Source organism: Achromobacter xylosoxidans (assembly GCF_001457475.1).
Lineage (GTDB): Bacteria > Pseudomonadota > Gammaproteobacteria > Burkholderiales > Burkholderiaceae_B > Achromobacter > Achromobacter xylosoxidans.
Genome location: NZ_LN831029.1, coordinates 361,846 through 387,621 on the forward strand (window position 1 = coordinate 361,846; position 25,776 = coordinate 387,621).

Below are 25,776 nucleotides of genomic sequence, written 5' to 3' on the forward strand. Positions count from 1 at the left end.
TCATGGATACGCTTAGTCAATGGTTCGGGAACTGCCAGCAATGGCTGTTCGAAACCCTGGTGCAGCCGGCGCTGTTCCACCTGGGCCTGAGCAATTTCATCGAGGACGGCTACGACGCCACCATGTGGCTGCTGGTCGGCCTGTTGCAGGTGGCCGTGCTGCTGCTGGTGTTCGGCCCGCTGCAGCGCCTGCGCCCGGTCGAGCCGGTCACCGACCGCCGCCAGATCGGCATCGACGTGCTCTACACACTGATCCACCGCCTGGGCGTGTTCCGCCTGGCGCTGTTCTTCACCATCGACCCGTTCTGGGACAGCGTCTTCGGGCAGCTGCACATCTGGGGCTTCGCGCCGTTCCAGCTCGACCAGTACTGGCCCGGCGTCACCGACCAGGCCTGGGTCAGCCTGATCATCTACCTGCTGCTGTTCGACCTGGTGGACTACCTGTACCACCGCGCCCAGCACCGCTTTGCCTGGCTCTGGGCGCTGCACGCGGTGCACCACAGCCAGCGCCAGATGACCATGTGGAGCGATGATCGCAACCACCTGCTGGACGACATGCTGCGCGACGTCGTGGTGGTATTCGTGTCGCAGCTGGTGGGCGTGCCGCCCGCGCAATTCGTGGCGATCGTGGCCATCACGCAGCTGGCGCAGAGCTTCTCGCACGCCAACCTGCGCATGCACTTCGGCGCCATCGGCGAACGCCTGCTGGTCAGCCCGCGTTTCCACCGCCATCACCATTCCATCGCCTATGACGCGTCGACGCCGGGGCCGGCCGGCGGCTACAACTTTGCCGCGCTGTTCCCGGTCTGGGACGTGCTGTTCCGCTCGGCCCGCTTCGGCGTCGGCTACGGCCCCACCGGCATCCATGACCAGCAGCCGGAACTGGGCGGCCGCGACTACGGCCAGGGCTTCTGGTCGCAACAGTGGCTGGGCCTCAAGCGCATGGTCGGCCGCGACCGCGAGCCGGCCGTGACGGCGCCGCCATCGCGCCCGCCGGGCGCGGCCGAAGGCGCGTGACGCGCAGCGTTGCGCCGTCGCCAAAAAGAACCGGGCCTTGAGGCCCGGTTTTTTCATGTCCGGTCACCTGTGACCTGGACGCCGTTCGTCGCAAGAATATCCGCCCGCCCGCCGGGCCGCCCCAAGGGCGGGCAGCCCCCTTGGGGGGCAGCTAGCGCGCGAAGCGCGCGCGGCGTGGGGGTCCTTTCCTACCGCCCGCCGGGCCGCCCCAAGGGCGGGCAGCCCCCTCGGGGGGCAGCTAGCGCGCGAAGCGCGCGCGGCGTGGGGGCTCTCACCCTTCATGGGTGGTCTCGCGCTTGATTTCGTCGTGGCGCCGTTCCATTTCCTGGCGCAGCTCGCGGCGCAGGCGGGCGGCCTCGAAGCGCTGTGTTTCCTCGAGGTTGCGCGGCGCCAGCGGCGGCACGGCGGTGGGCGCGCCGTTGTCATCCACCGCCACCATCGTGAAATAACAGCTATTGGTGTGGCGCACCAGCTTCTTGCGGATGTCCTCGGTGACCACCTTGATGCCGATTTCCATCGAGGTGCGGCCGGTGTAGTTCACCGCCGCCAGGAAGGTCACCAGCTCGCCGACGTGGATCGGTTCGCGGAACACGACCTGGTCGACCGACAGGGTCACGACGTACTGGCCGGCGTAGCGGCTGGCACAGGCGTAGGCGACCTGGTCCAGGTACTTGAGGATGGTTCCGCCGTGCACATTGCCTGAAAAGTTCGCCATATCGGGCGTCATCAGGATGGTCATCGACAGTTGGTGGCTAAAGGCTTCGTCCATGGCGGGCGTTCTACTCGGCGACAAAACGCCTATGGTAGTGGCGAAACCCTGTCATGGCGCCGTCGCCGGCGCCTTTGTCAGGGTTTCTTCGCGGGGCCGGGGGCCGTGGCCGGAGCGCCGGGAGGCGCCTTGGCGGGGGGAGTTGCGGCGGGCGCCGTCGCGGCCTGCGCCCGGGGTTCCGGCTCGGGCGCGGGTTCCGGCTCGGGCTGCGGGTCGTCGCGCACCGCGGGCGGCGGCGTCCACAGCCCGTCCAGCAAGGCCGGGCCCGGGGCGTAGACGCGCAGCAGCACGTACACCGGCCCGCCGGCCGCCACCGGCAGCCAGTTGGCCTGGGCGCCGGGCTCGGGGGCGGTGTGGCTGATCAGCAGGTCGAGCGAGCCGTCGGCGTTGTATTGCAGCGGATCACGCTCGCCCAGCGTGTAGCGCTCGATCGGGTTGGCCACCGGCAGGCCCTGCGCGTCGTAGGCGGCCAGCGACCACAGCGCGCCGGCCGGCGGCAACTGGCCGCCGTCGAAATGCAGCGTATAGCGGTGGGCGCCATCCAGCGGCCGGCCCTGGCTGTCGGCGGCCAGCAGCAGCGCCGACAGGTCCTCGGGCAGCCCCGCGCCCGGCTGGGCCTGGGCCGACAGCGCGCGCCGCAGGTAGGCGTTGCCGTAGACGCCGACGCTGGCCGTCTCCCGCTGCCAGCCATTGACGCTGCTCAGGCTGACGCCGGCGGCGGCCTGCATGCGTTCGCGCGCTTCGCGCAGGCCGCGCCGCAGGCCCTGCTTGACCGGATGGTCGAGCTTGTCGAAGTCGAACGGCCGACCGGGGATCAGCCCTACCCGGCGCAGCTTGGCCAGCACCGGTTGGTCGGTGGCGTGAGGCGGGTTGCGGCGCAGCAGCTCGGCGGCGTAGGTGAAGAAGGCGTCGGTCGGCATCGACTCGACCTGTTCGCGCACCGGCGTCTTCAGGTCCAGCGAGGGGTCGGCCTTGACCCGTTGCGACTGCGCCGGCAGGTTCCACTGGGCCAGCGGCGTCAGGGTGAAGCCGTCCTGCAAGGCGTGCACCGCCGGATAGTCGGCCGCACCGTCGCCCTGGATCAGGGAGCGGGCCCAGACGTACGCCGTGGGGGCGTCGATGCGCGGCATGCCCGAGGGCAGGGTGCCGGTCCAGCCCGGCGGCACGATCGCGGTATTGCCGCGGGCGGTGCCGGTGCTGCGCGTGCCGATCGTGGCGAAGGCCTCGTTCCACAGGTCCAGCAGGGTCAGCGTGTACAGGCGTCCCTGGCTGTCCGGCACCGACAGCACCACCGGGCCGGCGCTCAGGTCGAGCCAGGCGCTGCTGCGCAGCATGTCGGGATTGGCCCAGGGCGTGGCCGACCCGGGGCTGGGCAGGGTGCGGGTGTGCAGGAAGGCATTGGCGGGCGCGCCCTGCTCGCTTTGCGACGGATGCGTGAACTGGCGCCGGGTCAGGTCCAGCGTGAGCAGCGGGTAGAAGTACAGGTAGCCTTCCATTGCCGCTTCGCGGGCGGACTCGGTGGCCGCCGCCGCCGGGGTCAGCGCCGGCGCGGCGATGGCCGGCGCCGGCGCCAGGCCGGGCGCGGCCAGCGACAGGGACAGGGCCAGGGGGGCAAAACGGCGCATCGGCGCTCCAACAGGCATGCGGGACGGGCGGAAAAACGGGTCGGAACCCGCCGCCGGCAATGGTAGCAGCCTCGCGATGATCCAAAATCCACGAAAAAGCCCGATCCTGGCCGTAAATCGTTCTCATTGCCGGGTTTCGCGTTCGGGGGACGCAAGGCATGGCAACTCGCCCGCGCTGCGCCTATACTTGCTTGCAAATCCTTGGAATTCGTAGGGCTTTTCCCCGGACCGGCCCGCGCTTTCCCCTTATTCACCCGGAGAGGAGTGCTTCATGGTCAACATGAACCGCCGCCAGTTCTTCAAGGTGACCGGTACCACGCTGGCTGGCTCGAGCCTGGCATTGCTGGGGGCAGCCCCCGGCACGGCCATGGCCGAAGTGCGCCAGTACAAGCTTGCGCGCATGACGGAAACGCGCAACACCTGTCCCTACTGTTCGGTCGCCTGTGGTCTGCTGATGTATGGCCTGGGCGATGGCGCCAAGAATGCCCGCGCCAGCATCATGCACATCGAGGGCGACCCCGACCACCCGGTCAACCGCGGCACGCTCTGTCCCAAGGGCGCGGCCCTGATCGACTTCATCCACAGTCCCAACCGCCTGAAGTACCCGGAATACCGGGCGCCCGGTTCGGACAAGTGGGAACGTATTTCCTGGGACGACGCGCTCACGCGCATCACCAAGCTCATGAAGGCCGACCGTGACGCCAACTTCGTCGAAAAGACCGAAGACGGCAAGACGGTCAACCGGTGGCTGACCACCGGCATGCTGGCCGCCTCGGCAAGCAGCAACGAGGTGGGCTACATCACGCACAAGACCGTGCGTAGCATGGGGATGCTGGCGTTCGACAACCAAGCCCGTGTCTGACATGGCCCGACGGTGGCAGGTCTTGCCCCGACGTTTGGCCGTGGAGCGATGACGAACCATTGGGTCGACATCAAGAACGCGGACGTAGTACTGATCATGGGCGGCAATGCCGCCGAGGCCCACCCGTGCGGGTTCAAATGGGTCACGGAAGCGAAAGCCCATAACAAGGCGAAGCTGATCGTCGTGGATCCGCGCTTCACGCGCTCGGCATCCGTGGCGGACTTCTACGCGCCCATACGCACCGGCACCGACATCATCTTCCTGGGTGGCGTCATCAAGTACCTGTTGGATCACGACAAGATCCAGCACGAGTACGTGCGCAACTACACCGACTTTTCCTACATCGTGCGCGAGGACTTCGCGTTCGACGCGGGCCTGTACTCCGGCTACAACGCCGACAAGCGGACCTACGACAAGGCCAGTTGGGACTACGAGCGCGGCGATGACGGCTACGTCAAGACCGACCCGACGCTGGAGCATCCGCGTTCGGTCTACCAGCTGCTCAAGAAGCACTACTCGCGCTATACCGAAGAGATGGTCGAACGCGTCTGCGGCACGCCGCGCGACAAGTTCCTGAAGGTCTGCGAGATGCTGGCGTCCACCGCCACCACCGACCGGGCCGCGACCATCCTGTACGCGCTGGGCTGGACGCAGCACTCGATCGGTTCGCAGATCATCCGCACCGGCGCCATGGTGCAGTTGCTGCTGGGCAATATCGGCATCGCCGGCGGCGGCATGAACGCGCTGCGCGGGCACTCGAACATCCAGGGCCTGACCGACCTGGGCCTGATGTCGAACCTGCTGCCCGGCTACATGACGCTGCCCAACGAGCCCGAGCAGGACTACGGCAAGTACATCGCCACGCGCGCGCTCAAGCCGCTGCGGCCGAACCAGCTCAGCTACTGGCAGAACTACGGCAAGTTCCATGTGAGCCTGATGAAGGCCTGGTGGGGCAAGGCCGCGACCGCCGAGAACAACTGGGCGTTCGACTACCTGCCCAAGCTCGACAAGCTCTACGACATGCTGCAGGTCTACGAGCTGATGAACCAGGGCAAGATGAACGGCTACCTGGCGCAGGGCTTCAACCCGCTGGCGGCCGCGCCCAACAAGGCCAAGCTGAACGCGGGCTTCGCCAAGCTCAAGTTCCTGGTCATCATGGACCCGCTGGTCACCGAGACCTCGGAATTCTGGCGCAATGCCGGCGAGGCCAACGACGTCGATCCCAAGCAGATCCAGACCGAGGTGTTCCGCCTGCCTACCACCTGCTTTGCCGAGGAAGACGGCGCGCTGGTGAACTCCGGGCGCTGGCTGCAATGGCACTGGAAGGGCGCCGAGCCTCCGGGCGAGGCCAAGAGCGACATCGAGATCATGTCGCTGATCTTCACGCGCCTGCGCAAGATGTACCAGGAAGAGGGCGGCAAGTACCCCGACCCCATCGTCAACCTGTCCTGGCCGTACTCCAACCCGCAGAGCCCGACCGCGGAAGAACTGGCCAAGGAATACTCGGGCAAGGCGCTGGTGGACCTGGTCGACCCCAAGGACCCGACCAAGGTCACGCGCAAGGGCGGCGAGCAGCTGGCCGGCTTTGCCGAACTGCGCGACGACGGTTCCACCGCCAGCGGCTGCTGGATCTTCGCCGGCGCCTGGGGGCCCGGCGGCAACCTGATGGCGCGCCGCGACAACAGCGATCCGACCGGCATCGGCCAGACCCTGAACTGGGCCTGGGCCTGGCCGGCCAACCGCCGCATCCTGTACAACCGCGCCTCCTGTGACGTCGCGGGCAAGCCCTTCAACCCGCGCCGCAGCCTGATCGCGTGGAACGGCAAGGCCTGGGTCGGCGCCGACATCCCCGACTTCAAGGGCGATGAAAACCCCGACGGCGGCATGGGCCCGTTCATCATGAACCCCGAGGGCGTGGCGCGCTTCTTCGCGCGCGCCGGCATGGCCGAAGGGCCGTTCCCGGAACACTACGAGCCGTTCGAGACGCCGCTGGGCTACAACCCGCTGTATCCGAAGGCCAAGGGCGTCACCAGCAACCCGGCGGCGCGCGTGTTCAAGGACGACCTGGCGGCGATGGGCACGGTGGACAAGTTCCCCTACGTGGCCACCACCTACCGCCTGACCGAGCACTTCCACTACTGGACCAAGAACGTCCGCATCAACGCGATCCTGCAACCCGAGCAGTTCGTCGAGATCAGCGAAGTCATGGCCAAGGAACTGGGCATCGCCAACGGTTCGCGCGTGAAGGTGTCGTCCAACCGCGGCTACATCAAGGCGGTGGCGCTGGTCACCAAGCGCCTGCGGCCGCTGACCATCGAGGGCAAGACCGTCTATCACGTCGGCATCCCGATCCACTGGGGCTTCGTCGGCATTGCCAAACCGGGCTTCCTGACCAACACCCTGACCCCGTTCGTGGGCGACGGCAATTCGCAGACACCGGAATTCAAGTCGTTCCTGGTGCAGGTCGAGAAGATCTAGGAGAGCGCTCATGTCTATGCAATCCCTCGACATCAAACGGCGCTCGGCCACCACCACGCCGCCGCCCGGCATCCGCGAGCCCGTCACCGGGTCCGTGGCCAAGCTGATCGACGTCTCCAAGTGCATCGGCTGCAAGGCCTGCCAGAGCGCGTGCATGGAGTGGAACGATCTGCGCGACGAGATTGGCACCAATGTCGGCGTCTACGACAACCCGGCCGACCTGACCGAGCATTCCTGGACCGTCATGCGCTTCTCGGAGTACGAGAACCCGCAAGGCGACCTGGAGTGGCTGATCCGCAAGGACGGCTGCATGCACTGCGAGGATCCGGGCTGCCTGAAGGCCTGTCCCTCGCCGGGCGCCATCATCCAGTACAACAACGGCATCGTCGATTTCCACGAAGAGAACTGCATCGGTTGCGGCTACTGCATCACCGGCTGCCCGTTCAACGTGCCGCGCATCAGCAAGAAGGACCACAAGGCGTACAAGTGCACCCTGTGTTCCGATCGCGTGGCCGTCGGCCAGGAGCCGGCCTGCGTCAAGGCCTGCCCCACCGGCGCCATCGTGTTCGGCACCAAGGACGACATGAAGCAGCACGCCGCCGAGCGCATCGAGGACCTGAAGTCGCGCGGCTTCGAGCAGGCCGGCCTGTACGATCCGCAAGGCGTGGGCGGCACCCATGTGATGTACGTGCTGCATCACGCCGACCAGCCCGGGCTGTACCACGGGCTGCCCAAGGAGCCGCAGATCAGCCCGATGGTCTCGCTGTGGAAGGGCATCGCCAAGCCGCTGGGGGTGGCCGCCATGGCGCTGACGGCGCTGGCCGGCTTCTTCCACTACGCCCGCGTCGGCCGCAACGAGGTCGACGAGGAAGACGAACGCCGTGCCGAACAGGAGATCCGCCATGAGTGACGACCGCCATCACCGCCGGATCAAGCGCTATTCGCCCGGCGAGCGCACCAACCACTGGATCATCGCCTTCACCTTCATCCTGCTGGCGCTGTCCGGGCTGGCGCTGTTCCACCCGTCGATGTTCTGGCTCACCAACCTGTTCGGCGGCGGTCCCTGGACCCGCATCCTGCATCCGTTCATCGGACTGGTGATGTTCTTCTGCTTCGTGGTGTTCGCCGGCCACATGTGGCGCCACAACCTGATGACCAAGGCCGACCGCCAGTGGCTGAGCCAGCTCAACGACGTGGTCGAGAACCGCGAGGACAAGCTGCCCGAGGTCGGCAAGTACAACGCCGGCCAGAAGCTGCTGTTCTACGTGCTGATCCTGTGCATGCTGGGGCTGTTCGCCAGCGGCATCGTGATCTGGCGCGAGTTCTTCGCCTTCTATTTCCCGATCTGGGTGGTGCGCGCCGCCTCTGTGCTGCATGCCGTTTGTGCATTGGTGCTGATTTGCGCGATCATTGTGCATATTTATGCGGCGATCTGGGTCAAGGGCTCGCTCACGGCGATGCTGCGTGGCTACGTGACCGCGGGCTGGGCATGGAAGCACCACCGCGCCTGGTTCCGGGAACAAATCGGCAAGCAGTCCACGACGAAGTAAGCGGGCCCCGCGCGGCGGGCGCCACCTGGCGGTGGCGGCGCCGCCGGGTGGATCCCGCCCGATCCCACCGCACGGCTGCCTCCCCCTGTCGGGGCGGCAGCCGTGTTTGTTTATCTGGAGACGCAATTGCAGCGAATTCTTCCGCGCGGCGAGATCGAAGCGCTAGACCACAACACCATCCCCCGCATCCAGCTGCCGGCGCGCGATTCGGTTTTCGCGACGCGCGCGGCGCGGCTGCGGCAACTGGCCGTGGATAGCCCGGTGGCCGACTACCTGCTGCTGATGGCGCGGCTGGTCGACGCCCAGCAGAACGCCCTGCGCGGCTGCAACGCGCCGCCGGCCTCGGAAGACCGCATCGCCCTGGCGCAGGCCCATGGCATGCCGCCGCTGCAGGCGGTGGGATGGCCGCGCGACCCGCTGTGGCGGGATATCCTGCGCCAGCTGGTCGACGAGGTCGCGGGCGGCCAGGACGTGCCGGCCGAGGCGCTGGAAGTCTGCTCGGCGCTGCGCCGAGCGCTCGATGAAGACACCGAATCGCTCGAAGACCTGGCCGAGGCGGTGCTGTCGGAGCAGCATCGCGGCGTCGACGGCGCCGCCGCGCCGTTCGTCATGGCCGCCTTGCAGGTGTATTGGACCGACCTGGCCAGCCGCTTCGACGAAAAGCAGCTGCCGGTGGCCTCGCCCTTCGGCGTCTGCCCCGTCTGCGCCAGCCTGCCGGTGGCCAGCGTGGTGCGGGTGGGGGGGCAGTTCGAAGGCTACCGCTACCTGTGTTGCAGCCTGTGCGCGACCCAGTGGCACATGGTGCGGGTCAAGTGTTCGCACTGCGAGGACGTCGAGTCCGTGGCCTACCAGGCCATCGAGGGCCGCGCGCCCGCCATCAAGGCCGAGACCTGCGACCGCTGCCACACCTACCGCAAGATCTTCTATCAGGACAAGGACCTGCACGTGGAGCCGGTGGCCGACGACCTCGCCAGCCTGATGCTGGACGTGCTGGTGGGCGAGGCCGGCTATTCGCGCGCCAGCGGCAACCCGCTGCTGTGGCACGGCGCCGAGGAGGAATAGCCATGACCGGGCTTGCCGCCGCCGCCGACATCCCCGCGCTCGACCGGCTGCTGAACGCGCCGGCGCTGGCCGCGGCGCTGGACACGCATGGCCGCACGCAGGTGGTGGCGGCGCTGCGCCGGCACCTGGATGCCCTGCGCCAGCGCGCCCTGGCGGGTGAACTGCCGCGCGCGGAACTGGCGCAAGCCGCCGTGGCCGCCGCCGTCGACGGCGCCCTGGCGCGCGCCGCCGCGCCGCGCCTGCGCGCCGTCTACAACCTGACCGGCACCGTGCTGCACACCAACCTGGGCCGCGCGCTGCTGCCCGACGAGGCGGTGGCCTCGGTGCTGCGCGCATTGACCACGCCGGCCAATTTGGAGTTCGACCTGGACAGCGGCGGCCGCGGCGACCGCGACGACCTGATCGACGACCTGCTGTGCGAACTGACCGGGGCCGAGGCCGCCACCGTGGTCAACAACAACGCCGCCGCCGTGCTGCTGATGCTGAACGCGCTGGCCGATCGCCGCGAGGTGGTGGTGTCGCGTGGCGAACTGGTCGAGATCGGCGGCGCCTTCCGCATTCCCGACATCATGAAGCGCGCCGGCGCCAGGCTGGTCGAGGTGGGCACCACCAACCGCACCCATGCCGCCGACTACGAGAACGCCATCGGCCCGCGCACCGCGATGCTGATGAAGGTCCATTGCAGCAACTACGCCGTCACCGGCTTCACCAAGAGCGTCGGCGTGGCCGAGGTGGCGGCGCTGGCGCATGCGCGCGGCCTGCCGGCCACGGTGGACCTGGGCAGCGGCACGCTGGTGGACCTGACCCAGTTCGGCCTGCCGCGCGAGGACACGGTGCGCGAGACCATCGCCGCCGGCGCCGATCTGGTCACCTTCAGCGGCGACAAGCTGTTGGGCGGTCCCCAGGCCGGCCTGCTGGTGGGGCGCGCCGACCTGATCCGCAAGATCAAGAAGAACCCGCTCAAGCGCGCCCTGCGCGTGGGCAAGCTGACGCTGGCGGCCCTGGAACCGGTATTGCAGCTGTACCGCGCGCCGGAATTCCTGGCGCAGCGCCTGACCACGCTGCGCCTGCTGACCCGGCCGCAGCGCGAGATCCAGCCCATGGCCGAGCGCCTGCGCGGCGTGCTGGCGCACGCGGCGGGCGCCGACTACGAGGTCGAGGCGGTGCCGATGTACAGCCAGATCGGCAGCGGCGCGTTGCCGGTGGATCAGTTGCCCAGCCACGGGCTGGCGGTGCGCTACCGTGGCAAGGGCCGTCCCGGGCGCCATCTGGACCGGCTGGAAACCCGCTTGCGCCACCTGCCGGTGCCGGTGATCGGCCGCATCGCCGATGACGCGCTGTGGCTCGACCTGCGCTGCCTGGAGGCGCGCGACGAGGCCGCCTTCACCGAGCAGCTCGCCGGACTCGCGGCGCAATCCACGGAGCCGCGGGCATGATCGTCGGCACCGCCGGCCATATCGACCATGGCAAGACCACGCTGGTGCGGGCACTGACGGGCGTCGATACCGACCGCCTCAAGGAAGAAAAGGCGCGCGGCATCTCGATCGAGCTGGGCTACGCCTACACGCCCCTGCCCAACGGCGACGTGCTGGGCTTCATCGACGTGCCGGGCCACGAAAAGCTGGTGCACACCATGGCTGCCGGCGCCAGCGGCATCGACTTCGGCCTGCTGGTGGTGGCGGCCGATGACGGCGTCATGCCACAGACCCGCGAACACCTGGCGATCCTGGCGCTGCTGGGCGTGGCGCGCGGGGCGGTGGCATTGACCAAGGCCGATCGCGCCGACGCCGCCCGGCTGGCGGCGGTGCGCGGCGAGATCGCGGCACTGGCGGCGGATACGTTCCTGCAGGACGCGCCCCTGTTCGAGGTATGCGCGGCGCGCGCCGGCGACGCAGGCGTGGCGCGGCTCAAGCAGCATCTGGACGAGGCCGCGCAGGCGCTGGGCGCGCGCGATGGCGCCGGCCTGTTCCGGCTGGCGGTGGACCGCGTCTTCACGCTGGCCGGCCACGGCACCGTGGTGACCGGCACCGCGCATGGCGGCCGCGCGCGCGCCGGCGACGACGATGCCGACCTGCGCCTGATGCCGGCGGGCACGCGGGTGCGGGTGCGCGGCATCCACGCGCAGAACCAGCCCAGCGAGACCGGCGCGGCCGGCCAGCGCTGCGCCCTGAACCTGGCGGGGATCGACAAGAGCGCGATCACGCGCGGCGACTGGATCGCCGATGCGCGCTGCTTCCTCCCGTCGCGCCACGTCGATGTGGCCTTGACGCTGCTGCCTTCGGCCGATGCGCCGCTGCGGGCCTGGACGCCGCTGCACGTGCACATCGGCGCGGCGCGGCAGGTGGCGCACGTGGTGCCGCTGTCGGCCGACGCGCTGGCCCCGGGCCAGTCGGGCTGGGTGCAGCTGGTGTTCGATGAGCCGGTGTGCGCGATGCCGGGCGACCGCTACATCGTGCGCAACGCCCAGGCCACGCGCACCGTGGGCGGCGGCCGGGTGCTCGATCCGAACGCGCCGGACCGCAAGCGCCGCGCGCCGGCGCGGATGCAGTGGCTGCAAGGCGTGGCGGACATGCTGGACGGCGGCGGGCTGCGACCGCTGCTGGCGCAGGCCGCGCTGGGCCTGGACGAAACGACGCTGCAACGCCTGGCAGGCTGGCCGGTGCGCGACCTGGCGGCGCCCGAGGGGGCGATCTGGATCGAGCCGCGCACGCCGCAGGGCGCGCGCACGCTGATCCTGGCCACGCACTGGGAAGCGCTGCGGACACGGGTGGAGCAGGCGCTGGCGACCTTCCACCAGGGCGCGCCGGACGAACCGGGCCCCGACGGCTCCCGCCTGCGCCGCATGGCCTTGCCGGCCGCCTCCGAGGCGTTGTGGCAGGGGTTGCTGGAAGACCTGCGGCAGCAGGGCCGGGTGCTGCGCAACGGACCCTGGCTGCATCTGCCGGGCCACACCGCGGCGCTGGCCGAGGCCGAGGCGGAACTCGCGCTGCGCCTGCTGCCGCTGCTGGCCGCCGGGGCCTACGATCCCCCCTGGGTGCGCGACCTGGCGCGCGCGCAGGGCGAGCCGGAAGAGCGGGTGCGGCAGGTGCTGCGCAAGCTGCTGCGGCGCGGCGAGGTGGCGCAGGTGGTGAAGGATCTGTTCTACCATCGCGAGCGGGTGGCCGAGCTGGTGGCGCTGGCGATCGATCTCGCGGCAAGGCCCGAAGGATTGAACGCGGCGGCCTTCAGGGATGCGACGGGGCTGGGCCGCAAGCGCGCGATCCAGATCCTGGAGTTCTTCGATCGGACCGGCTTGACGCGGCGGCTGCGCGATACCCACGTGCTGCGCAACGACAGCGCGTATCTCGGGGCGGGCCAGGCGGTATCATAGGCGGTCTTTCATCGGCGGTTTTCTCTGGAAGGCATCCGTGCCCGGTGGCACGGCCGGGCTTCAAACCCGGTTGGGGACGTCAGACGTTCCCAGGTAGGTTCGACTCCTGCTGCCTTCCGCCAATTCGTGGCTGCCGGATCGCAAGTATCCGGATCGGTCCTGCATTTGTCCGTCTTGTTCCCCGGCCCGCTGAATCCGGCGTAGCTTACCGATCCGCCCGCGCCCATCGGACAAGACATCCCTGCTCGTAAACCCATGCCACCGCATGGGGTTCAAGGCGCGGCGCTCCCGTAAGCCCACGCCTGAACAGAACATGAGCCACGTCGAACCCACTGCGCCGCAGGTCAGCCTGATCGTGCCGGTATATAACTGCGAACGGTATCTGTCCGACCAACTGGACGCGCTATTGGCCGACGCCGCCTTGAGCCTGGAAGTGATCGCGGTCGACGACGGTTCCACCGATGGCAGCGTGGCGATCCTGCAGGCGCGCGGCGCCACGGACGCGCGCCTTCGCATCCTCAGGCAACCCCATCAGGGACTCGGCGCCGCGCGCAATGCGGGCCTGCGGGCCGCGCGTGGCGCCTGGGTCGCCTTCGCCGACGCCGACGATCTCCTGCCCTCGGCCGGACTCGTCCGGTGGCACGAACAGGCCGTTTCGCAGGGGCTGGAGGTGCTGGTCGGAAACGCGTACCGGTTCACGCACGCGCCTGCGCCCCTGCCCCGGCCCCCCGTCCTCACCCGACAACCGACCGCCGGCGCCATGACGGGCGAGGATTGGATCGCGCACTGCGTCGCCATCGGCGAATGGCCGCACTATGTTTGCCTGCAATTGGTCAAGCGCGAACTCATCACCCGACACGGCCTGGCGTTCGATCCCTCGATATTTCACGAGGACATCCTGTGGACCACCCAACTTGCGCTGGTCGCCAGGCGCATGGGCTTCGCGTCCGAGCCGGTGTACGGCTATCGCCGCAACCCCGACTCGATAACCCTTTCGCCGTCAGCCCGGATACGCCAGTGGCGCGGCGTCAGCTACGTTCACATCATCGAGACGCTGCTGGCGCTGTCCAGGCGGCAGGACCTCGGCCAGAGAACCCGCGTCTCGATCGTGCGCCACGTCCTGCATGAACTCCTGTGCTTTGTCGACCTGCTTCGCAAGGACGTCGAAAACCCGCAAGCGCGCGCCCAGCTGGCGCGGTCGATGCTCGACCTGCGCGCCTGGCCGGGGCTGGTCCGCCATGCGCGCGGCGTCACCGACCTGCGGCGGGTGTTCAAGGCATACCGGCGCCTGAGACGAATGGCGCGAGGCAAGGGCGCTTTCACGCCGGACATGGCCGTCACGCGGTAGCAGCCCCGCAAGCACAATCACGCGCGCAGCATCCTGGTGACGACGCCGTTGACGTTCGCGGCCTGCCAGTCCAGCGCGCCCAGGTGCCAGTGGCGGATGCGGCCGCCGCGGTCGACGAGGTAGTTGGCGGGCAGGCCGACGGCATCCCATTGCCTGGCCGCGCTGCTGTTGCGATCGTGCAGGACGGTGCCGGCGACCGGCCACTTGGCCAGGAAGGTGGTGATCTTGCCCAGCGCTTCGCCGACGTTCACGGCGACCAGGCGCAGGCCTTCTTCGCGGTGGCGCCTGGCCATGGCGGACATCAGCGGGATTTCGTCGCGGCAGGGGTCGCACCAGGTGGCCCAGAAGCTGACAATGACCACGCTGCCGCGCCAGGCGGCAAGTTTCTGCTCGCGGCCCGCAAGGTCGGGCAGGACCAGCGGCGGCGTCGCGGCGGTCCAGGCGGCCCAGTCGGGACCCGTGGCGGCCTTGAGGGCGCTGTCACTGGCGGCGGCGCGGGCCCAGCCGGGCAGCGCCGCCAGCGACAGGGCGGATTGCAGCAGGTGGCGGCGGCTGACCATGGACGCGCGCCGGTTCAGGTGGACAGCGAACGGGCGGTCAGGGTGTAGCGGAAACTGTCGGGGTCGAGGCTGTCCAGGCGGCCGTCGGCGGTTTCGCCGTTGGGGTACATCAGGAACGGCACGGCGCCGTGGGCGGAGCCGGGCAGGACGACGTCGTGGCCATGGTTGTAGGCAACCCAGTTCATTTCCCACGCGCCGAACAGCATGACACGGGCGCTGCGCACGCGGGCGTCCGTGGTGGGCAGATCGCCGGGCGGCTCCTCCAGCATGACCTTGCGCACGTCGGCGGGGTCGACCGGGACCCAGCCGTAGCCGTCGGCGTAGAACTCGGCGCGGCAATGTTGCGCGCGGGTGACGTCGCCGGCCTTGCCCAGGCTCTTGAAACCGAGCTGCGAATCGGCCACGCGCAGCCCGTAGGCGTCGCGGGCGGGAATGCCGGCGGCGCGCGCCAGGGCGACGAACAGCGCGTTGATGTCGGCGCATTTGCCGTTCAGGTCGTTGGCGGCAAGCATGTAGCGCACGTCGCCGGTGCCGCAGCCGCGGGTCGAGGCGGTGCGGCAGGTGTTGTCGACCACCCAGTCGTAGAGGGCCCGGGCCCGCGCCAGCGTGCCCTGGTGGCCGCGGGTGATGCGGTCCGCGGTGGTCTTGACGATGCCGTCGGTGGGCAAAAGCTCGGTGGGCTGGAGGTATTCGCGCAGGGAGGCGGCGCTTTCGCGCGAGGCGCCTGGTGGCGGCGGCTGGGTCAGGTCGACGCGGCGGTTGCGGGTCTGGAAGCGGCTGGTCACGGTGACTTCGCGCGGCGCCTGGGCGTCGGGCCATTGCACCGCCAGCATGCGCACGTCGTAGCCGGGCGCCTGCGCCAGCCGCGCGCTGCCGCCGCCGCTGACCAGCCAGGCGCTCTGCGCGCCGCGCTGGTACCCGGTGTCGGTGGCGTAGGGCAGGGGGATCCAGAGGCGCGCATGGGCGCCGGGGTCGCGGACCTGGATGTGGGTGGTCAGTTCGAAGCTGCGCCAGTCGGCGCTGACGGGCGCCTGGCCGGCGCGCGCGGCCAGGGGCAGGGCCGCGGCCTGGGTGGCGCACAGGGCGCTCGAGAAACGGAGGAAGTGTCGGCGATCCATATAGCCCTCACGCACGGTGAAGTTTGGCTGTCGGTGCGCCCGATGGCGGGCGGCCGTCCGTTGCTGCCTGCTGCCGGATCATCATAGGGCCATTCGGGGCCGCGATGCTATCCTTTTCCCCATCACCTACGGAGAGATTCACATGACCCAGGATGCAGCGTCCGCGGCGGTGCCGCGCTTGACCTCGCTGTCGCACGGCGGCGGCTGTGGCTGCAAGATCGCGCCCGGCGTGCTGTCGCAGCTGCTGGCGCGCTTCGGGCCGGCCGCCAGCTACCCCAACCTGCTGGTGGGCACCGAGACGGCCGACGATGCCGCCGTCTACCGGCTCAACGACGAGCAGGCGCTGATCGCGACCACCGACTTCTTCATGCCGATCGTCGACGATCCCTACGACTTCGGCCGCATCGCGGCCACCAATGCGCTGTCGGACGTGTACGCCATGGGCGGCACGCCGATCATGGCGCTGGCCATCGTCGGCATGCCGATCAACGTGCTGCCGCACGGCGTCATCGCCGACATCCTGCGCGGCGGCGAGTCGGTCTGCAAGGAGGCCGGCATTCCGGTGGCGGGCGGCCACAGCATCGACTCGGTCGAACCGATCTACGGCCTGGCGGCCATGGGGCTGGTGCATCCGGACCGCATCAAGCGCAACGCCGATGCGCGTGCCGGCGACGTGCTGGTGCTGGGCAAGGGGCTGGGCGTGGGCATCCTGTCGGCGGCGCTGAAGAAGAACCGGCTGGACGCCGACGGGTACCGGGTGATGATCGACACCACCACCCGCCTGAACCGCCCCGGCGCGGCGCTGGCCGCGATGGACGGGGTCCATGCGATCACCGACGTCACCGGTTTCGGCCTGCTGGGACATACGCTGGAGATGGCTCGCGGCGCGGGGCTGACCGCCAGGCTGCGGCGCGAGGCCTTGCCCTGGCTGCCAGGCGTGCAGGCCTTCGCCGCCGAAGGCGTGGTCACCGGCGCGTCGGGCCGCAACTGGGCGTCGTATGGCGAATCGGTGCGGCTGGGCGCGGACGTATCCGATGTCGAACGGGCGTTGCTGACCGACCCGCAGACCGCTGGCGGCCTGTTGGTCGCCTGCGATCCCCAGGCGGCCCAGGCGGTGCTGGAGCTGTTCCGCGAGCAGGGCTTCGCGGACGCCGCGGTGGTCGGCGACATGGTCGCGGGCGACGCGCTGGTGCGCGTCGACTAGCGGGCGCGGGCCGCCTCGGGTCCGGGCGCCGCGCGCCGCGCATGCGCGGCGGGCCGGTTCAGGGGCGATCCGGCCGCAATGGCACCTGGTGCTGCACCTGGTGATTGATCTGCCATTGCAGCAGCGGGGCATACGCTTCCAGCCGTTCCTGCTCGGCCGCCTGCGCCGCCGACGCGACCCGCTCGGGCGCCAGCGCCAGGCCGCTGGCGCCGGCCCAGGGCAGGATGCGTCCGGGATGATCGCGCCGGTAGGCGCCGTCGCGCGTGATCAGCAGGCGCGGGTTGTTGAAGCCAAAGCACCATTGCGGATCGGGCCGCGCGGCCAGCAGATCGCAGCCGCTGCGGAAATAGGGAGTGTCCGGCAGGCTCAGGTGGTACAGCGTGGGCAGGATGTCCTTGTGGCTGCCCGGGCGTGACGGATCGTAGGTCGATTGCCCACGATAGGCCGGTGGCACATACAGGTAGAACGGCACCGCGCGCGCCAGGACGGCGTCGGTGTCGGCGGAATAGGCGACCCCCAGGATGTTGTGGTCGCCGGTGGCCGCGACGATGGTGCGAGCGCCTTGGGCGGAGCCTTTCAGGCCGCTCAGGAAGCGCCCAAGCTGGTCGTTGGCGTAGCGCAGCGTGTCGAAGGCGTCTTCCAGGCCTGTCCAGTTTTCGTAGTAGGGCAGGCGTTCGACATCGCCCAGGTCCAGGCCGCCGCGCTGGCCGCCTTCGGGAACCAGGAACGGCGGGTGGTGGGTGGTGGACAGGCCGACGATGAAAAGGTGTTCACCGTCACGGTCGGCCCGCGCCAGGCGCTCGGCGATGTAGCGGAACATGTATTCGTCGGGCACGCCCCAGGCGCCCGCCTGCGCCTCGGGATAGCGGTGCTTGAGCGTCAGCTGGTCGGCGAACTCATGCGCGCCCAGATGCGTGGCGAATCGGCCCAGGTTGCGCCAGGTGGCTGTGCCCGAGGTGACGAACACCACCCGATAGCCGCGCGCCAGGAATGGCGTGAAGGCATTGCTGGCGAAGGTGGCATTGGCCGCCGACGATTGGCTGATGGCCAGCACCGGACTGCGCACCAGCAGCCGGCTGAGCGAATCGATGGTGCCATTGCCTTCGGACAGGAAGCGGTCGAAGCGCCAGTCCTGCCGCCAGTGCGGCCGCAGCGCGCCCAACAGGTCGCGGCCGGGGCGGTCGTGGGTGTTCATGTGGTGCCCCATGCTTTCCATGATCTGCAGCACGACGTGCGGCGGCCGGGCGCGGGCTGGCGGATTGGCGCCGGTGCTGGCCATGAAGGGTTGCAGATCGCGGCCGGGTCGTCCCAGGAAACGCCGATACAGCCGCGCGCCTTCGTCAGCGGTGACGGGGCTGAAGCGCTTGTCGTTGTCGCGCTCGGACAACGCCCAGAAGAACGCCGAAATGCCGTTGGGCGTGATGTCGTTGAGCAGGCGCAGCGACGAGATGCCGGTGTCGTCCTTGTTGAGCGGAAAGGTGCCCAGCGAGCCGCGACAGGCCAGCACCGTGACGCCGATGATCAGGAACAGCCGCAGCGCGCTGGGAACCAGCGCGCGCCGCGCCAGCCGCGCCCGCATGATGCCCGAGCCCCAGCGCCGCGCCAGCCAGTACGTGGCGCCCAGCACCGCCGCCAGCAGCGCCAGCGTCCGCAGCACCGGATAGCCGTGCCATAGCGTCGCCAGGATGGCGCGGGTGTCGTCGTCCATCAGGCCGAATACGAAGATGTCGATCGAGCGCGAGAACGTGGCGAAGTAGTACACGCTCACCACCGTGCTGGCGGCGAACAGGGTGGCCAGCACTGCGCCCAGGCCTGGCAGGCAGCGCAGCCACAGGGCGTGCGCCGCCGGCCGCGCGGCCAGCACCAGCGCGGCCAGCAGCGGCACCGAGAACGCGATCGCCGCGACCTTGATGTCAAACAGCAGGCCGGTCGCCAGCATGCGTTTGACGTCCTGCGGCAGCGCCGCGTAGGCGCCGGGGGGCGCGTAGGCGGCCAGCAGATAGGCGCGGCCGGCGCCCTGCGCCAGCACGGACACCAGCCATGGCGCCAGCAGGATCAGGAAGGAACGCTGGAAGTTGATGAACCAGGATTGCCAGGCGTCGGTGGAACGGAAGAGCTTCATCTGCGCCATGAAAGGAGGGCGGGGCATTGCGCCGTGAAACGGCGGCAACGGGCCCGCGCGACCGCCGGGGGAACGGGGCGCGCGGGTTCATTCGCAGGGGGGGAGCTCGGGTCCGTGCGTGCTATGCAGGCCGCAATCTACAGGAGGGGGAACGCAAATCTATGAAGGTTTGTATAGAACTTGTAGTGAGTCGCCCAAGCGGGTCGCACAAACCGGTCGCCCAAGCCGGTCGCCCAAGCCGCAAGAGCGCCTGGCGATCGCCAGGCGCCGGCATGGCGGGGATTCGGCCTCGCGGGGGAGGCCTTATTCCGGAGCCAGCAGGCGCGCCGTGGTGGCGGCCTGCTGCACCAGCCAGCGCGTCACGATCTCGGCGTCGGGGGTGCTGCGGCGCGCGTTGCGCACCAGCCAGTAGGCGTGCTCGGTGGCGTCCGCCGGCTGGCCGCCGACCGTCGCCAGGCGCTTGTCCGCCAGCATGGGCGCGATCAGCGCCAGCCTCCCCAGTGCGATGCCATGGCCAGCCAGCGCCGCGTGCACGATCTGGTCGTACTGGTTGAAGCGCAGCATGCCCTTGGGCCGCACTCGCCCCAGGCCGCGCGCGTTGAGCCACTCCGACCATTGCAGCCAGGGCCGGGTGGGGTCGTCGAACTCCAGCAGCACATGGCGCTGCAGTTCGCGCGCATCCAGGGCGCGCGCCTGCAGGGAGGGATGGGCCACTGGCACCACCGACTCGCCGAACAGCCAGACGGCTCCGTCCGGCACGGTGTCGCGCAGGCTGTAGCGGATGGCGATGTCGACGCTTTCGCGGTCGATGTCGATGACCCGGTTGTCGGCCGCCACCCGCACGTCGATCTGCGGATGGGCGGCCTGGAAGTCGCCCAGGCGCGGCAGCAGCCACAGCGAGGCCACGCCGATGGTGGTGGTGACGGTGACTGGCGTGCGGCGTTCCGGGGCGCGCAATTGCTCGGTCAGGTCGCCCAACTGGCTCAGCCAGGTGTCGGCCATGCGGAACAGCTGCGCGCCTTCCGACGTGAACGACACGCTGCGAAAACCACGCACCAGCAGCGGCACCCCCAGGTGGGCCTCCAGCGCCCGGATCTGGCGGCTGACCGCCGACTGCGTCACGTGCAGGTCCTGCGCCGCCAGCGTGATGCTCATGCGGCGGCCCACGGCGACGAAGCCTCGGACCAGATCAAGCGGGGGAAGTTTTGCCAGCGGGTATGACATTCGTAAAACTCATGCGTGTGCGGCGGAAATGTCGCTTGTGCAATATAACGCCTGCGGCGTCCAATATGACTCAGACGACGGGTGATGCGGTGGCCAGCCGCCCACGCCCGCCATGATGGCCGCCGTTGCGGCGGGGGGATGCGCCATGATCCGGTTATGTTGCACTGCGGGAATGTCATTTCGCCTGGCCCGGGGTTCGACTATGCTGCTCAGACGGGCCTCGGGCCTGCGCATCGAGTGCCACGCCGGCGCGCTCTGGCTATCCGAGTACCGCCGTCCGGACGACAGCGTATTGCAAGCCGGCCAGTCCATCATCGTGGGCAGCGATCGCGATGTCGTCCTCAGCGGCCTGCCGGATGCGCAGGTCGCCCTGGTTTCCCAGGTTCCCCAGCCGTTGGAGCTTTTGTCATGAATGCGTCCCTGCCCGCCTCGCCCCGCCTCGAGATGTGGTTCGATTTCGCCAGCCCCTACAGCTACCTGGCGATCGAGCGCATCGGCGCCCTGGCGGCGCAGGCGGACGTGCGGGTCGACCTGCGGCCGTTCCTGCTCGGCCCCATCTTCCAGGCCCAGGGCTGGAACGACACGCCGTTCCGCCTGTTCCCCGGCAAGGGCGCCTACATGATGCGCGACATCGCCCGCCTGGCCGAAAAATACGGCGTGCCCTACAACCGGCCGCGCCTGTTTCCGCGCATGAGCGTGCTGCCCGCCCGGATCGCGCTGCTGGGGCAGGACGAGCCCTGGGGCCGTGATTTCTGCCTGTCGGTGTTCCGCGCCAATTTCCAGCACGACCAGGACATCCAGGCCGAGGACGTGGTGCACACGCTGCTGACCGACCTGTCGCTCGACGCCGACGCGCTGATCGCGCGCGGCAAGTCCGAGGCCGCCAAGGAGGCGCTGCGGCGCCGGGTCGACGAGGCCCGCCACCTGGGACTGTTTGGCGCCCCGACCTTCCTGGTGGACGGCGAGATGTTCTGGGGCAACGACCGCCTCGAGGACGCCCTGGACTGGACCCGCCGCGCCCCTGTCGGCGCCTGGGCCGCCGCGGCCGGCTGAACCCGGCGCCCACCTTTCGATCATGGTTGCCGGCGCCGCGCGCCGGCACCGCAGAGTTTTTTCCGCCAACGCTTTTCCCGCAATGAAAAACAGCAGCAGTCCGCTACGCGGCGCACCCATGCCGGGTGGCCGTTCGTTCACGCAATTCCGCGCCGCGCGCATCCGCCGCGTGTCGTTCCAGTGGCGACAACAGGAGACCGCTGGCGCCGAGCCGGCCGCCAAGGGCGGCGGGCCGCGGCGTTCCTGACGCCCCGCCCGCGGCAGGCCGCGCGAAGCGCCGGTCTCAACCGCGCGTGACCGGCGCTACGGCGGCCCATTCCTCGTCCGAATACAGCCGCGAGCGCAGCAGGAAGCGCTTGCCCTCGGCGCTGTCGAGGGAGAACGCGCCGCCGCGTCCGGGCACGGCGTCGATGATGAGCTGGGTGTGCTCCCAATACGCGAACTGGTCTTCGCCCATGTAGAACGGGCAGCCCTCCAGTTCGCCCAGCAGCACGTCCGAGCCGCCGACCATGAACTCTCCCTGCGCGTAGCACATGGGGGAACTGCCGTCGCAGCAGCCGCCCGACTGGTGGAACATCAGCGGGCCATGCTTGGCGCGCAGGGTGTCGATCAGCGCGCGCGCCGCGTCGGTGGCGACCACGCGCGGGGTGGGTCCTGGCATGATGCAGCTCCCGCGACGCCACCCTGGCCCGCGACGGGCCGGCCCGGTATGGGCCGGCGCGACACGGACCGGCGGGCGTCGCCCATGGGTCAGAAGAAACCCAGTTTCTTGGGCGAGTAGCTCACCAGCAGGTTCTTGGTCTGCTGGTAGTGGTTGAGCATCATCTTGTGGTTCTCGCGGCCGATGCCCGACTGCTTGTAGCCGCCGAACGCCGCATGCGCGGGATAGGCGTGGTAGCAGTTGGTCCAGACCCGGCCGGCCTTGATGGCGCGGCCCATGCGATAGCAGGTGTTGGCGTCGCGCGACCAGACGCCCGCGCCCAGGCCATAGAGCGTGTCGTTGGCCAGCGCCAGCGCGTCGTCGGCGTCCTTGAACGTGGTCACCGCCACCACCGGGCCGAAGATCTCTTCCTGGAACACGCGCATCTTGTTGTGGCCCTTGAAGACGGTGGGCTGCACGTAATAGCCGCCTTCGAGCGCGCCCGGCAACTGCGCGCGCGCGCCGCCGGCCAACACCGCCGCGCCCTCCTGCTTGCCGATGTCCAGGTACGACAGGATCTTTTCCAACTGCTCGGTGGACGCCTGCGCGCCCAGCATGGTGTCGCCGTCCAGCGGGTTGCCCTGCTTGATCTCGGCCACGCGCTTGAGCGCGCGTTCCATGAACCTGTCGTAGAGCGATTCCTGGATCAGCGCGCGGCTGGGGCAGGTGCAGACTTCGCCCTGGTTCAGCGCGAACATGACGAAGCCTTCGATGGCCTTGTCGAGGAAGTCGTCGTCCTGCGCCGCCACGTCGGCAAAGAAGATGTTGGGCGACTTGCCGCCCAGCTCCAGCGTCACCGGGATGATGTTCTGCGAGGCGTACTGCATGATCAGGCGGCCGGTGGTGGTCTCGCCGGTGAAGGCGATCTTGGCGATGCGCTTGCTGGAGGCCAGCGGCTTGCCCGCTTCCAGGCCGAAGCCGGTGACCACGTTGACCACGCCCGGCGGCAGCAGGTCGCCGATCAGTTCCATCAGCAGCAGGATGCCCAGCGGCGTCTGCTCGGCCGGCTTGAGCACCACGCAGTTGCCCGCCGCCAGCGCCGGCGCCAGTTTCCATGCCGCCATCAGGATGGGGAAGTTCCACGGGATGATCTGGCCGACCACGCCCAGCGGTTCATTGAAGTGATACGCCACGGTGTCGTGGTCGATCTCCGACAGCCCGCCTTCCTGGCTGCGGATGCACGAGGCGAAGTAGCGGAAGTGGTCGATCGCCAGCGGGATGTCGGCGGCGCGGGCCTCGCGGATCGGTTTGCCGTTGTCCCAGGTTTCCGCGGTGGCCAGGCGTTCGAGATTGGCTTCCATCACGTCGGCGATGCGCATCAGGATCTGCGCGCGTTCGGCGGCGGGGGTCGCCCCCCATTTGGGCGCGGCGCGGTGCGCGGCGTCCAGCGCCAGCTCGATGTCGCGCTCTTTCGAGCGGGCGTTGCGGGTCAGCACCTGGCCGGTGACCGGCGTGACGTTGTCGAAGTATTCGCCGTCGGCGGGCGCCTGCCATTTGCCGTCGATGAAGTTGTCGTACTGCGTCCTGAGGTCCAGGCGCGTGCCATAGGATTCGGGGGTGACGCGGGTCGCGATGTCCATGCTTGTCTCCGTATAGGTCGGTGTAACGGCAGTCGGGTGCCTGTTCCACATCAAGCAAACCGCGTGCCATGTGTGGGGACGCGGCTGGACAAGCGCGCTTGCCGCGTGCGAAAGTACCTTTCCACGCGCCGGCAAGGGCCGTGGGCGGCGGTTCGCCGCTACCGGGTGTCGCGTTTCGCGACACTGTCGCGGAACAGGTGTCGCAGAACACCGTCCAAGGAGACACGCATGGCCACTCAATCCCGTTGGCAGTCGCTGACGCACGCGCGCCAGCTGTTCAACCAGCAAGGCGTCGTGCCTGGCGGGCTGGTCGCCGAGCCCATCCTGCGCTCCTGGCGCCGCTGCGCCGACCTGGGTATCGACATGCGCGGCGCGCGCCGCGCGGAACCCATGACCGCCGCCGAATTGCGCGAGGCGCGCCAGCGCAATGAAGCCTTGCGGCGGATGTCCGAGCCGGCCATGTCCTTGCTGCGCCGCGAAGGCGGCAGCGACGGGCTGGTGATCCTGTCGGATGCGCAAGGCCTGGTGCTGGACAGCGACGGCGACATCGATTTCGCGCAGCGCGCCTCGCGGGTCGCCCTGATGCCCGGCGCGCCGTGGGACGAGGCGGCCGCCGGCACCAACGCCATCGGCACCGCGCTGGTGGAAGGCCGGCCCATCGTCGTCGACGGCGCCGAGCACTACTTCGAGCCGAACCGCATCCTGACCTGCGCGGCGGTGCCCATCACCGACAGCGAAGGCCGCATGCTGGGCGTGCTGGACCTGTCCAGCCCCGCGCGCGAAGTGCGGGCGGACGTGCTGGCGCTGGTGCGCGCGGCGGTCGACCTGATTGAACACCAGCTGTTCGATGCCGCCCATGAACCCTGCGCCGTGCTGCGCCTGCACGCCGACCGGTCCGGGCTGGGCACGCCGGCCGAAGCCCTGCTGGCCTTTCATGGCGACCTGCTGGTGGGCGCCAACCGTCGCGCCATGCAGGCGCTGGGCCTGGCGGCCACGGCGCTGGGCGTCTACCGCTACGCCGACCTGTTCGACGGCGACCTGGAACATGCGCCCGACGCGGCGGGGCGCGTGCATGCCCGTGGCGGCGCTGCCTACCACGCGCGGCTGCGCCTGCCCCGTTCTCACGCGCCGGTCGCGCCGCCGCCGTCGCTGCGCCTGCCGGCCCCGCCGGCCCCGTCGGCGTTACCGGCGCTGATCGCGCGCGGTGATACCGCCAGCTTCGACGCCGCCACCTTGGGCGCGCTGGCGCGGGCGGTGCACCTGTCGGATGCGGGCGTGTCGATCCTGTTGCAGGGCGAGACCGGCGCCGGCAAGGAGGTCTTCGCGCGCCAGCTGCATGCGCGCAGCCGCCGCGCCGCCGGCCCGTTCGTGGCGGTCAATTGCGCCGCGCTGCCCGAAAGCCTGATCGAATCGGAATTGTTCGGCTACGAGGACGGCGCCTTCACCGGCGCGCGCCGCCAGGGCAGCAAGGGCCTGCTGCGGCAGGCGCACGGCGGCGTGCTGTTCCTGGACGAGATCGGCGACATGCCGCTGGCGCTGCAGTCGCGCCTGCTGCGCGTGCTGCAATCGCGCGAGGTGTCGCCGCTGGGCGCGGCCCGGCCGGTGCCGGTGGATTTCACCTTGGTGTGCGCCACCCATCGGCCGCTGGCGCATGAAGGCGTGGATGCCCCGGTACGCGCCGACCTGTATTTCCGCATTGCCGAATACACCGTGACCCTGGCGCCGCTGCGCCAACGCGCCGACCTGCGCGAATTGCTGCGCGCGCAATGGGCCGCGCAGGGCGCGGGCCCGGTGTTGCCGGCCGGGATCGAGGAAACGCTGGTGCGCTATGCCTGGCCGGGCAACTATCGGCAGCTGGCGGCGGTGCTGCGCACCTTGCATGTGCTGGCGGGCGCGTCAGGCGTGGTCGAACACGACATGCTGCCGGCGGACATCCGTGGCGCACCCGCACAGCCGTCCGCGCCGCCGGTGGCCAGCCTGCAGGCGATGGCCGACGACGCGATCCGCGCGGCGCTGGCCGCGCACGGGGGCAATGTCAGCGCCGCGGCGCGCGCGCTCGGCGTGCATCGCAGCACCTTGTACCGGCGCGCGGCGGCGCTGGGGCTGGCGCGTCCACACTGAACACGCCGCGCGGC

21 protein-coding genes and 1 tRNA gene are annotated in these 25,776 nt (G+C 69.6%); 14 read left to right on the forward strand and 8 right to left on the reverse strand.

The annotated features are described in order from the left end of the window. Positions 1 to 2 precede the first annotated feature (2 nt). Entirely contained in the window at positions 3 to 1,016 is a 1,014-nt protein-coding gene (locus AT699_RS01695) for a sterol desaturase family protein (protein ID WP_006387318.1), read from the forward strand. 271 nt (positions 1,017 to 1,287) lie between these two features. Here the strand turns inward: AT699_RS01695 and AT699_RS01700 are convergent, their stop codons facing one another. Both AT699_RS01700 and AT699_RS01705 read right to left on the reverse strand, forming a co-directional pair. Next, positions 1,288 to 1,785 (reverse strand): acyl-CoA thioesterase, encoded by a 498-nt coding sequence (locus AT699_RS01700; RefSeq protein ID WP_024067514.1) that lies wholly within the window; start codon positions 1,783 to 1,785, stop codon positions 1,288 to 1,290. Between the two features lie 77 nt (positions 1,786 to 1,862). Beyond that, a complete protein-coding gene (locus tag AT699_RS01705; protein ID WP_024067515.1) occupies positions 1,863 to 3,410 on the reverse strand; it encodes a DUF1254 domain-containing protein in 1,548 nt (515 codons plus the stop codon). 271 nt (positions 3,411 to 3,681) lie between these two features. On the opposite strand from AT699_RS01705, the gene fdnG reads away from it, so the two are divergent. The 8 genes from fdnG (at position 3,682) to AT699_RS01750 (ending at position 14,080) form a co-directional block, all read left to right on the forward strand. Further along, a complete protein-coding gene (fdnG, locus tag AT699_RS01715) occupies positions 3,682 to 6,750 on the forward strand; it encodes a formate dehydrogenase-N subunit alpha (RefSeq protein WP_024067516.1) in 3,069 nt (1,022 codons plus the stop codon). Positions 6,751 to 6,760: 10 nt separating this feature from the next. Beyond that, on the forward strand, positions 6,761 to 7,660 hold the full coding sequence (fdxH, locus tag AT699_RS01720) for a formate dehydrogenase subunit beta (RefSeq protein ID WP_006387323.1): 900 nt from the start codon (positions 6,761 to 6,763) through the stop codon (positions 7,658 to 7,660). Next, positions 7,653 to 8,300: a formate dehydrogenase subunit gamma gene (locus AT699_RS01725; protein WP_006387324.1), complete on the forward strand. Its 648-nt coding sequence runs from the start codon at positions 7,653 to 7,655 to the stop codon at positions 8,298 to 8,300. Before fdxH ends, AT699_RS01725 begins: the two co-directional genes overlap by 8 nt. Positions 8,301 to 8,426: 126 nt before the next feature. Next, positions 8,427 to 9,362, forward strand: a complete 936-nt coding sequence (gene fdhE, locus AT699_RS01730; protein ID WP_035182973.1) for a formate dehydrogenase accessory protein FdhE — start codon at positions 8,427 to 8,429, stop codon at positions 9,360 to 9,362. A gap of 2 nt (positions 9,363 to 9,364) precedes the next feature. Further along, on the forward strand, positions 9,365 to 10,798 hold the full coding sequence (gene selA, locus AT699_RS01735; protein ID WP_024067517.1) for an L-seryl-tRNA(Sec) selenium transferase: 1,434 nt from the start codon (positions 9,365 to 9,367) through the stop codon (positions 10,796 to 10,798). Further along, entirely contained in the window at positions 10,795 to 12,732 is a 1,938-nt protein-coding gene (gene selB, locus AT699_RS01740; protein WP_024067518.1) for a selenocysteine-specific translation elongation factor, read from the forward strand. Before selA ends, selB begins: the two co-directional genes overlap by 4 nt. A 26-nt stretch (positions 12,733 to 12,758) precedes the next feature. Beyond that, positions 12,759 to 12,854: transfer RNA gene (locus AT699_RS01745), tRNA-Sec, on the forward strand. A 191-nt stretch (positions 12,855 to 13,045) separates the two neighbouring features. After that, positions 13,046 to 14,080: a glycosyltransferase gene (locus AT699_RS01750; RefSeq protein ID WP_024067519.1), complete on the forward strand. Its 1,035-nt coding sequence runs from the start codon at positions 13,046 to 13,048 to the stop codon at positions 14,078 to 14,080. 17 nt (positions 14,081 to 14,097) lie between these two features. Here AT699_RS01750 and AT699_RS01755 read toward each other — a convergent pair whose 3' ends face one another. Continuing rightward, on the reverse strand, positions 14,098 to 14,640 hold the full coding sequence (locus AT699_RS01755; protein WP_006384397.1) for a TlpA disulfide reductase family protein: 543 nt from the start codon (positions 14,638 to 14,640) through the stop codon (positions 14,098 to 14,100). A gap of 14 nt (positions 14,641 to 14,654) precedes the next feature. Beyond that, positions 14,655 to 15,758, reverse strand: a complete 1,104-nt coding sequence (locus AT699_RS01760; protein WP_024067520.1) for a transglutaminase-like domain-containing protein — start codon at positions 15,756 to 15,758, stop codon at positions 14,655 to 14,657. A gap of 142 nt (positions 15,759 to 15,900) precedes the next feature. Here AT699_RS01760 and selD point away from each other — a divergent pair, with 142 nt between their 5' ends. Next, positions 15,901 to 16,962 (forward strand): selenide, water dikinase SelD, encoded by a 1,062-nt coding sequence (gene selD, locus AT699_RS01765; protein WP_020925481.1) that lies wholly within the window; start codon positions 15,901 to 15,903, stop codon positions 16,960 to 16,962. A gap of 58 nt (positions 16,963 to 17,020) precedes the next feature. Here the strand turns inward: selD and AT699_RS01770 are convergent, their stop codons facing one another. Both AT699_RS01770 and AT699_RS01775 read right to left on the reverse strand, forming a co-directional pair. After that, positions 17,021 to 19,084, reverse strand: coding sequence for an LTA synthase family protein (locus AT699_RS01770; RefSeq protein ID WP_050807693.1), 2,064 nt, complete (start codon positions 19,082 to 19,084; stop codon positions 17,021 to 17,023). A gap of 303 nt (positions 19,085 to 19,387) precedes the next feature. After that, positions 19,388 to 20,308 (reverse strand): LysR substrate-binding domain-containing protein, encoded by a 921-nt coding sequence (locus tag AT699_RS01775; RefSeq protein ID WP_026385134.1) that lies wholly within the window; start codon positions 20,306 to 20,308, stop codon positions 19,388 to 19,390. 202 nt (positions 20,309 to 20,510) lie between these two features. Between AT699_RS01775 and AT699_RS01780 the strand changes: the two genes are divergently transcribed. From AT699_RS01780 to AT699_RS31950, 3 genes are all read left to right on the forward strand, one after another. Further along, positions 20,511 to 20,720 carry a DUF2917 domain-containing protein gene (locus AT699_RS01780; protein WP_006384403.1) on the forward strand — a complete coding sequence of 70 codons (210 nt, stop codon included), beginning with the start codon at positions 20,511 to 20,513 and terminating at the stop codon, positions 20,718 to 20,720. Next, positions 20,717 to 21,361 (forward strand): 2-hydroxychromene-2-carboxylate isomerase, encoded by a 645-nt coding sequence (locus tag AT699_RS01785; RefSeq protein WP_024067522.1) that lies wholly within the window; start codon positions 20,717 to 20,719, stop codon positions 21,359 to 21,361. The genes AT699_RS01780 and AT699_RS01785 overlap by 4 nt, the downstream gene beginning before the upstream one ends. 82 nt (positions 21,362 to 21,443) lie before the next feature. Further along, positions 21,444 to 21,608: a hypothetical protein gene (locus AT699_RS31950; protein ID WP_162838332.1), complete on the forward strand. Its 165-nt coding sequence runs from the start codon at positions 21,444 to 21,446 to the stop codon at positions 21,606 to 21,608. A 36-nt stretch (positions 21,609 to 21,644) separates the two neighbouring features. Here the strand turns inward: AT699_RS31950 and AT699_RS01790 are convergent, their stop codons facing one another. Together AT699_RS01790 and adh are read right to left on the reverse strand one after the other, a co-directional pair. Then, positions 21,645 to 22,022 (reverse strand): DUF779 domain-containing protein, encoded by a 378-nt coding sequence (locus tag AT699_RS01790; RefSeq protein WP_024067524.1) that lies wholly within the window; start codon positions 22,020 to 22,022, stop codon positions 21,645 to 21,647. A gap of 89 nt (positions 22,023 to 22,111) precedes the next feature. Beyond that, on the reverse strand, positions 22,112 to 23,641 hold the full coding sequence (adh, locus tag AT699_RS01795; protein WP_006384406.1) for an aldehyde dehydrogenase: 1,530 nt from the start codon (positions 23,639 to 23,641) through the stop codon (positions 22,112 to 22,114). Positions 23,642 to 23,869: 228 nt separating this feature from the next. Here adh and AT699_RS01800 point away from each other — a divergent pair, with 228 nt between their 5' ends. Next, a complete protein-coding gene (locus AT699_RS01800; protein WP_024067525.1) occupies positions 23,870 to 25,762 on the forward strand; it encodes a sigma-54-dependent Fis family transcriptional regulator in 1,893 nt (630 codons plus the stop codon). The last annotated feature ends 14 nt before the right edge of the window (positions 25,763 to 25,776 follow it).

What these genes read in the sequence shown, in the direction of transcription:
- fdxH (WP_006387323.1), top strand. Translation starts at nt 6,761, where the DNA reads ATGTCTATGCAATCCCTCGACATCAAACGGCGCTCGGCCACCACCACG.
- AT699_RS01750 (WP_024067519.1), top strand. Translation starts at nt 13,046, where the DNA reads ATGAGCCACGTCGAACCCACTGCGCCGCAGGTCAGCCTGATCGTGCCG.
- selD (WP_020925481.1), top strand. Translation starts at nt 15,901, where the DNA reads ATGACCCAGGATGCAGCGTCCGCGGCGGTGCCGCGCTTGACCTCGCTG.
- AT699_RS01780 (WP_006384403.1), top strand. Translation starts at nt 20,511, where the DNA reads ATGCTGCTCAGACGGGCCTCGGGCCTGCGCATCGAGTGCCACGCCGGC.
- selB (WP_024067518.1), top strand. Translation starts at nt 10,795, where the DNA reads ATGATCGTCGGCACCGCCGGCCATATCGACCATGGCAAGACCACGCTG.
- AT699_RS01725 (WP_006387324.1), top strand. Translation starts at nt 7,653, where the DNA reads ATGAGTGACGACCGCCATCACCGCCGGATCAAGCGCTATTCGCCCGGC.
- AT699_RS01705 (WP_024067515.1), bottom strand. Translation starts at nt 3,410, where the DNA reads ATGCGCCGTTTTGCCCCCCTGGCCCTGTCCCTGTCGCTGGCCGCGCCC.
- AT699_RS01755 (WP_006384397.1), bottom strand. Translation starts at nt 14,640, where the DNA reads ATGGTCAGCCGCCGCCACCTGCTGCAATCCGCCCTGTCGCTGGCGGCG.
- AT699_RS01800 (WP_024067525.1), top strand. Translation starts at nt 23,870, where the DNA reads ATGGCCACTCAATCCCGTTGGCAGTCGCTGACGCACGCGCGCCAGCTG.
- AT699_RS01775 (WP_026385134.1), bottom strand. Translation starts at nt 20,308, where the DNA reads ATGTCATACCCGCTGGCAAAACTTCCCCCGCTTGATCTGGTCCGAGGC.
- selA (WP_024067517.1), top strand. Translation starts at nt 9,365, where the DNA reads ATGACCGGGCTTGCCGCCGCCGCCGACATCCCCGCGCTCGACCGGCTG.
- AT699_RS01790 (WP_024067524.1), bottom strand. Translation starts at nt 22,022, where the DNA reads ATGCCAGGACCCACCCCGCGCGTGGTCGCCACCGACGCGGCGCGCGCG.
- AT699_RS01785 (WP_024067522.1), top strand. Translation starts at nt 20,717, where the DNA reads ATGAATGCGTCCCTGCCCGCCTCGCCCCGCCTCGAGATGTGGTTCGAT.
- AT699_RS01695 (WP_006387318.1), top strand. Translation starts at nt 3, where the DNA reads ATGGATACGCTTAGTCAATGGTTCGGGAACTGCCAGCAATGGCTGTTC.
- AT699_RS01760 (WP_024067520.1), bottom strand. Translation starts at nt 15,758, where the DNA reads ATGGATCGCCGACACTTCCTCCGTTTCTCGAGCGCCCTGTGCGCCACC.
- AT699_RS01700 (WP_024067514.1), bottom strand. Translation starts at nt 1,785, where the DNA reads ATGGACGAAGCCTTTAGCCACCAACTGTCGATGACCATCCTGATGACG.
- adh (WP_006384406.1), bottom strand. Translation starts at nt 23,641, where the DNA reads ATGGACATCGCGACCCGCGTCACCCCCGAATCCTATGGCACGCGCCTG.
- AT699_RS31950 (WP_162838332.1), top strand. Translation starts at nt 21,444, where the DNA reads ATGAAAAACAGCAGCAGTCCGCTACGCGGCGCACCCATGCCGGGTGGC.
- AT699_RS01770 (WP_050807693.1), bottom strand. Translation starts at nt 19,084, where the DNA reads ATGAAGCTCTTCCGTTCCACCGACGCCTGGCAATCCTGGTTCATCAAC.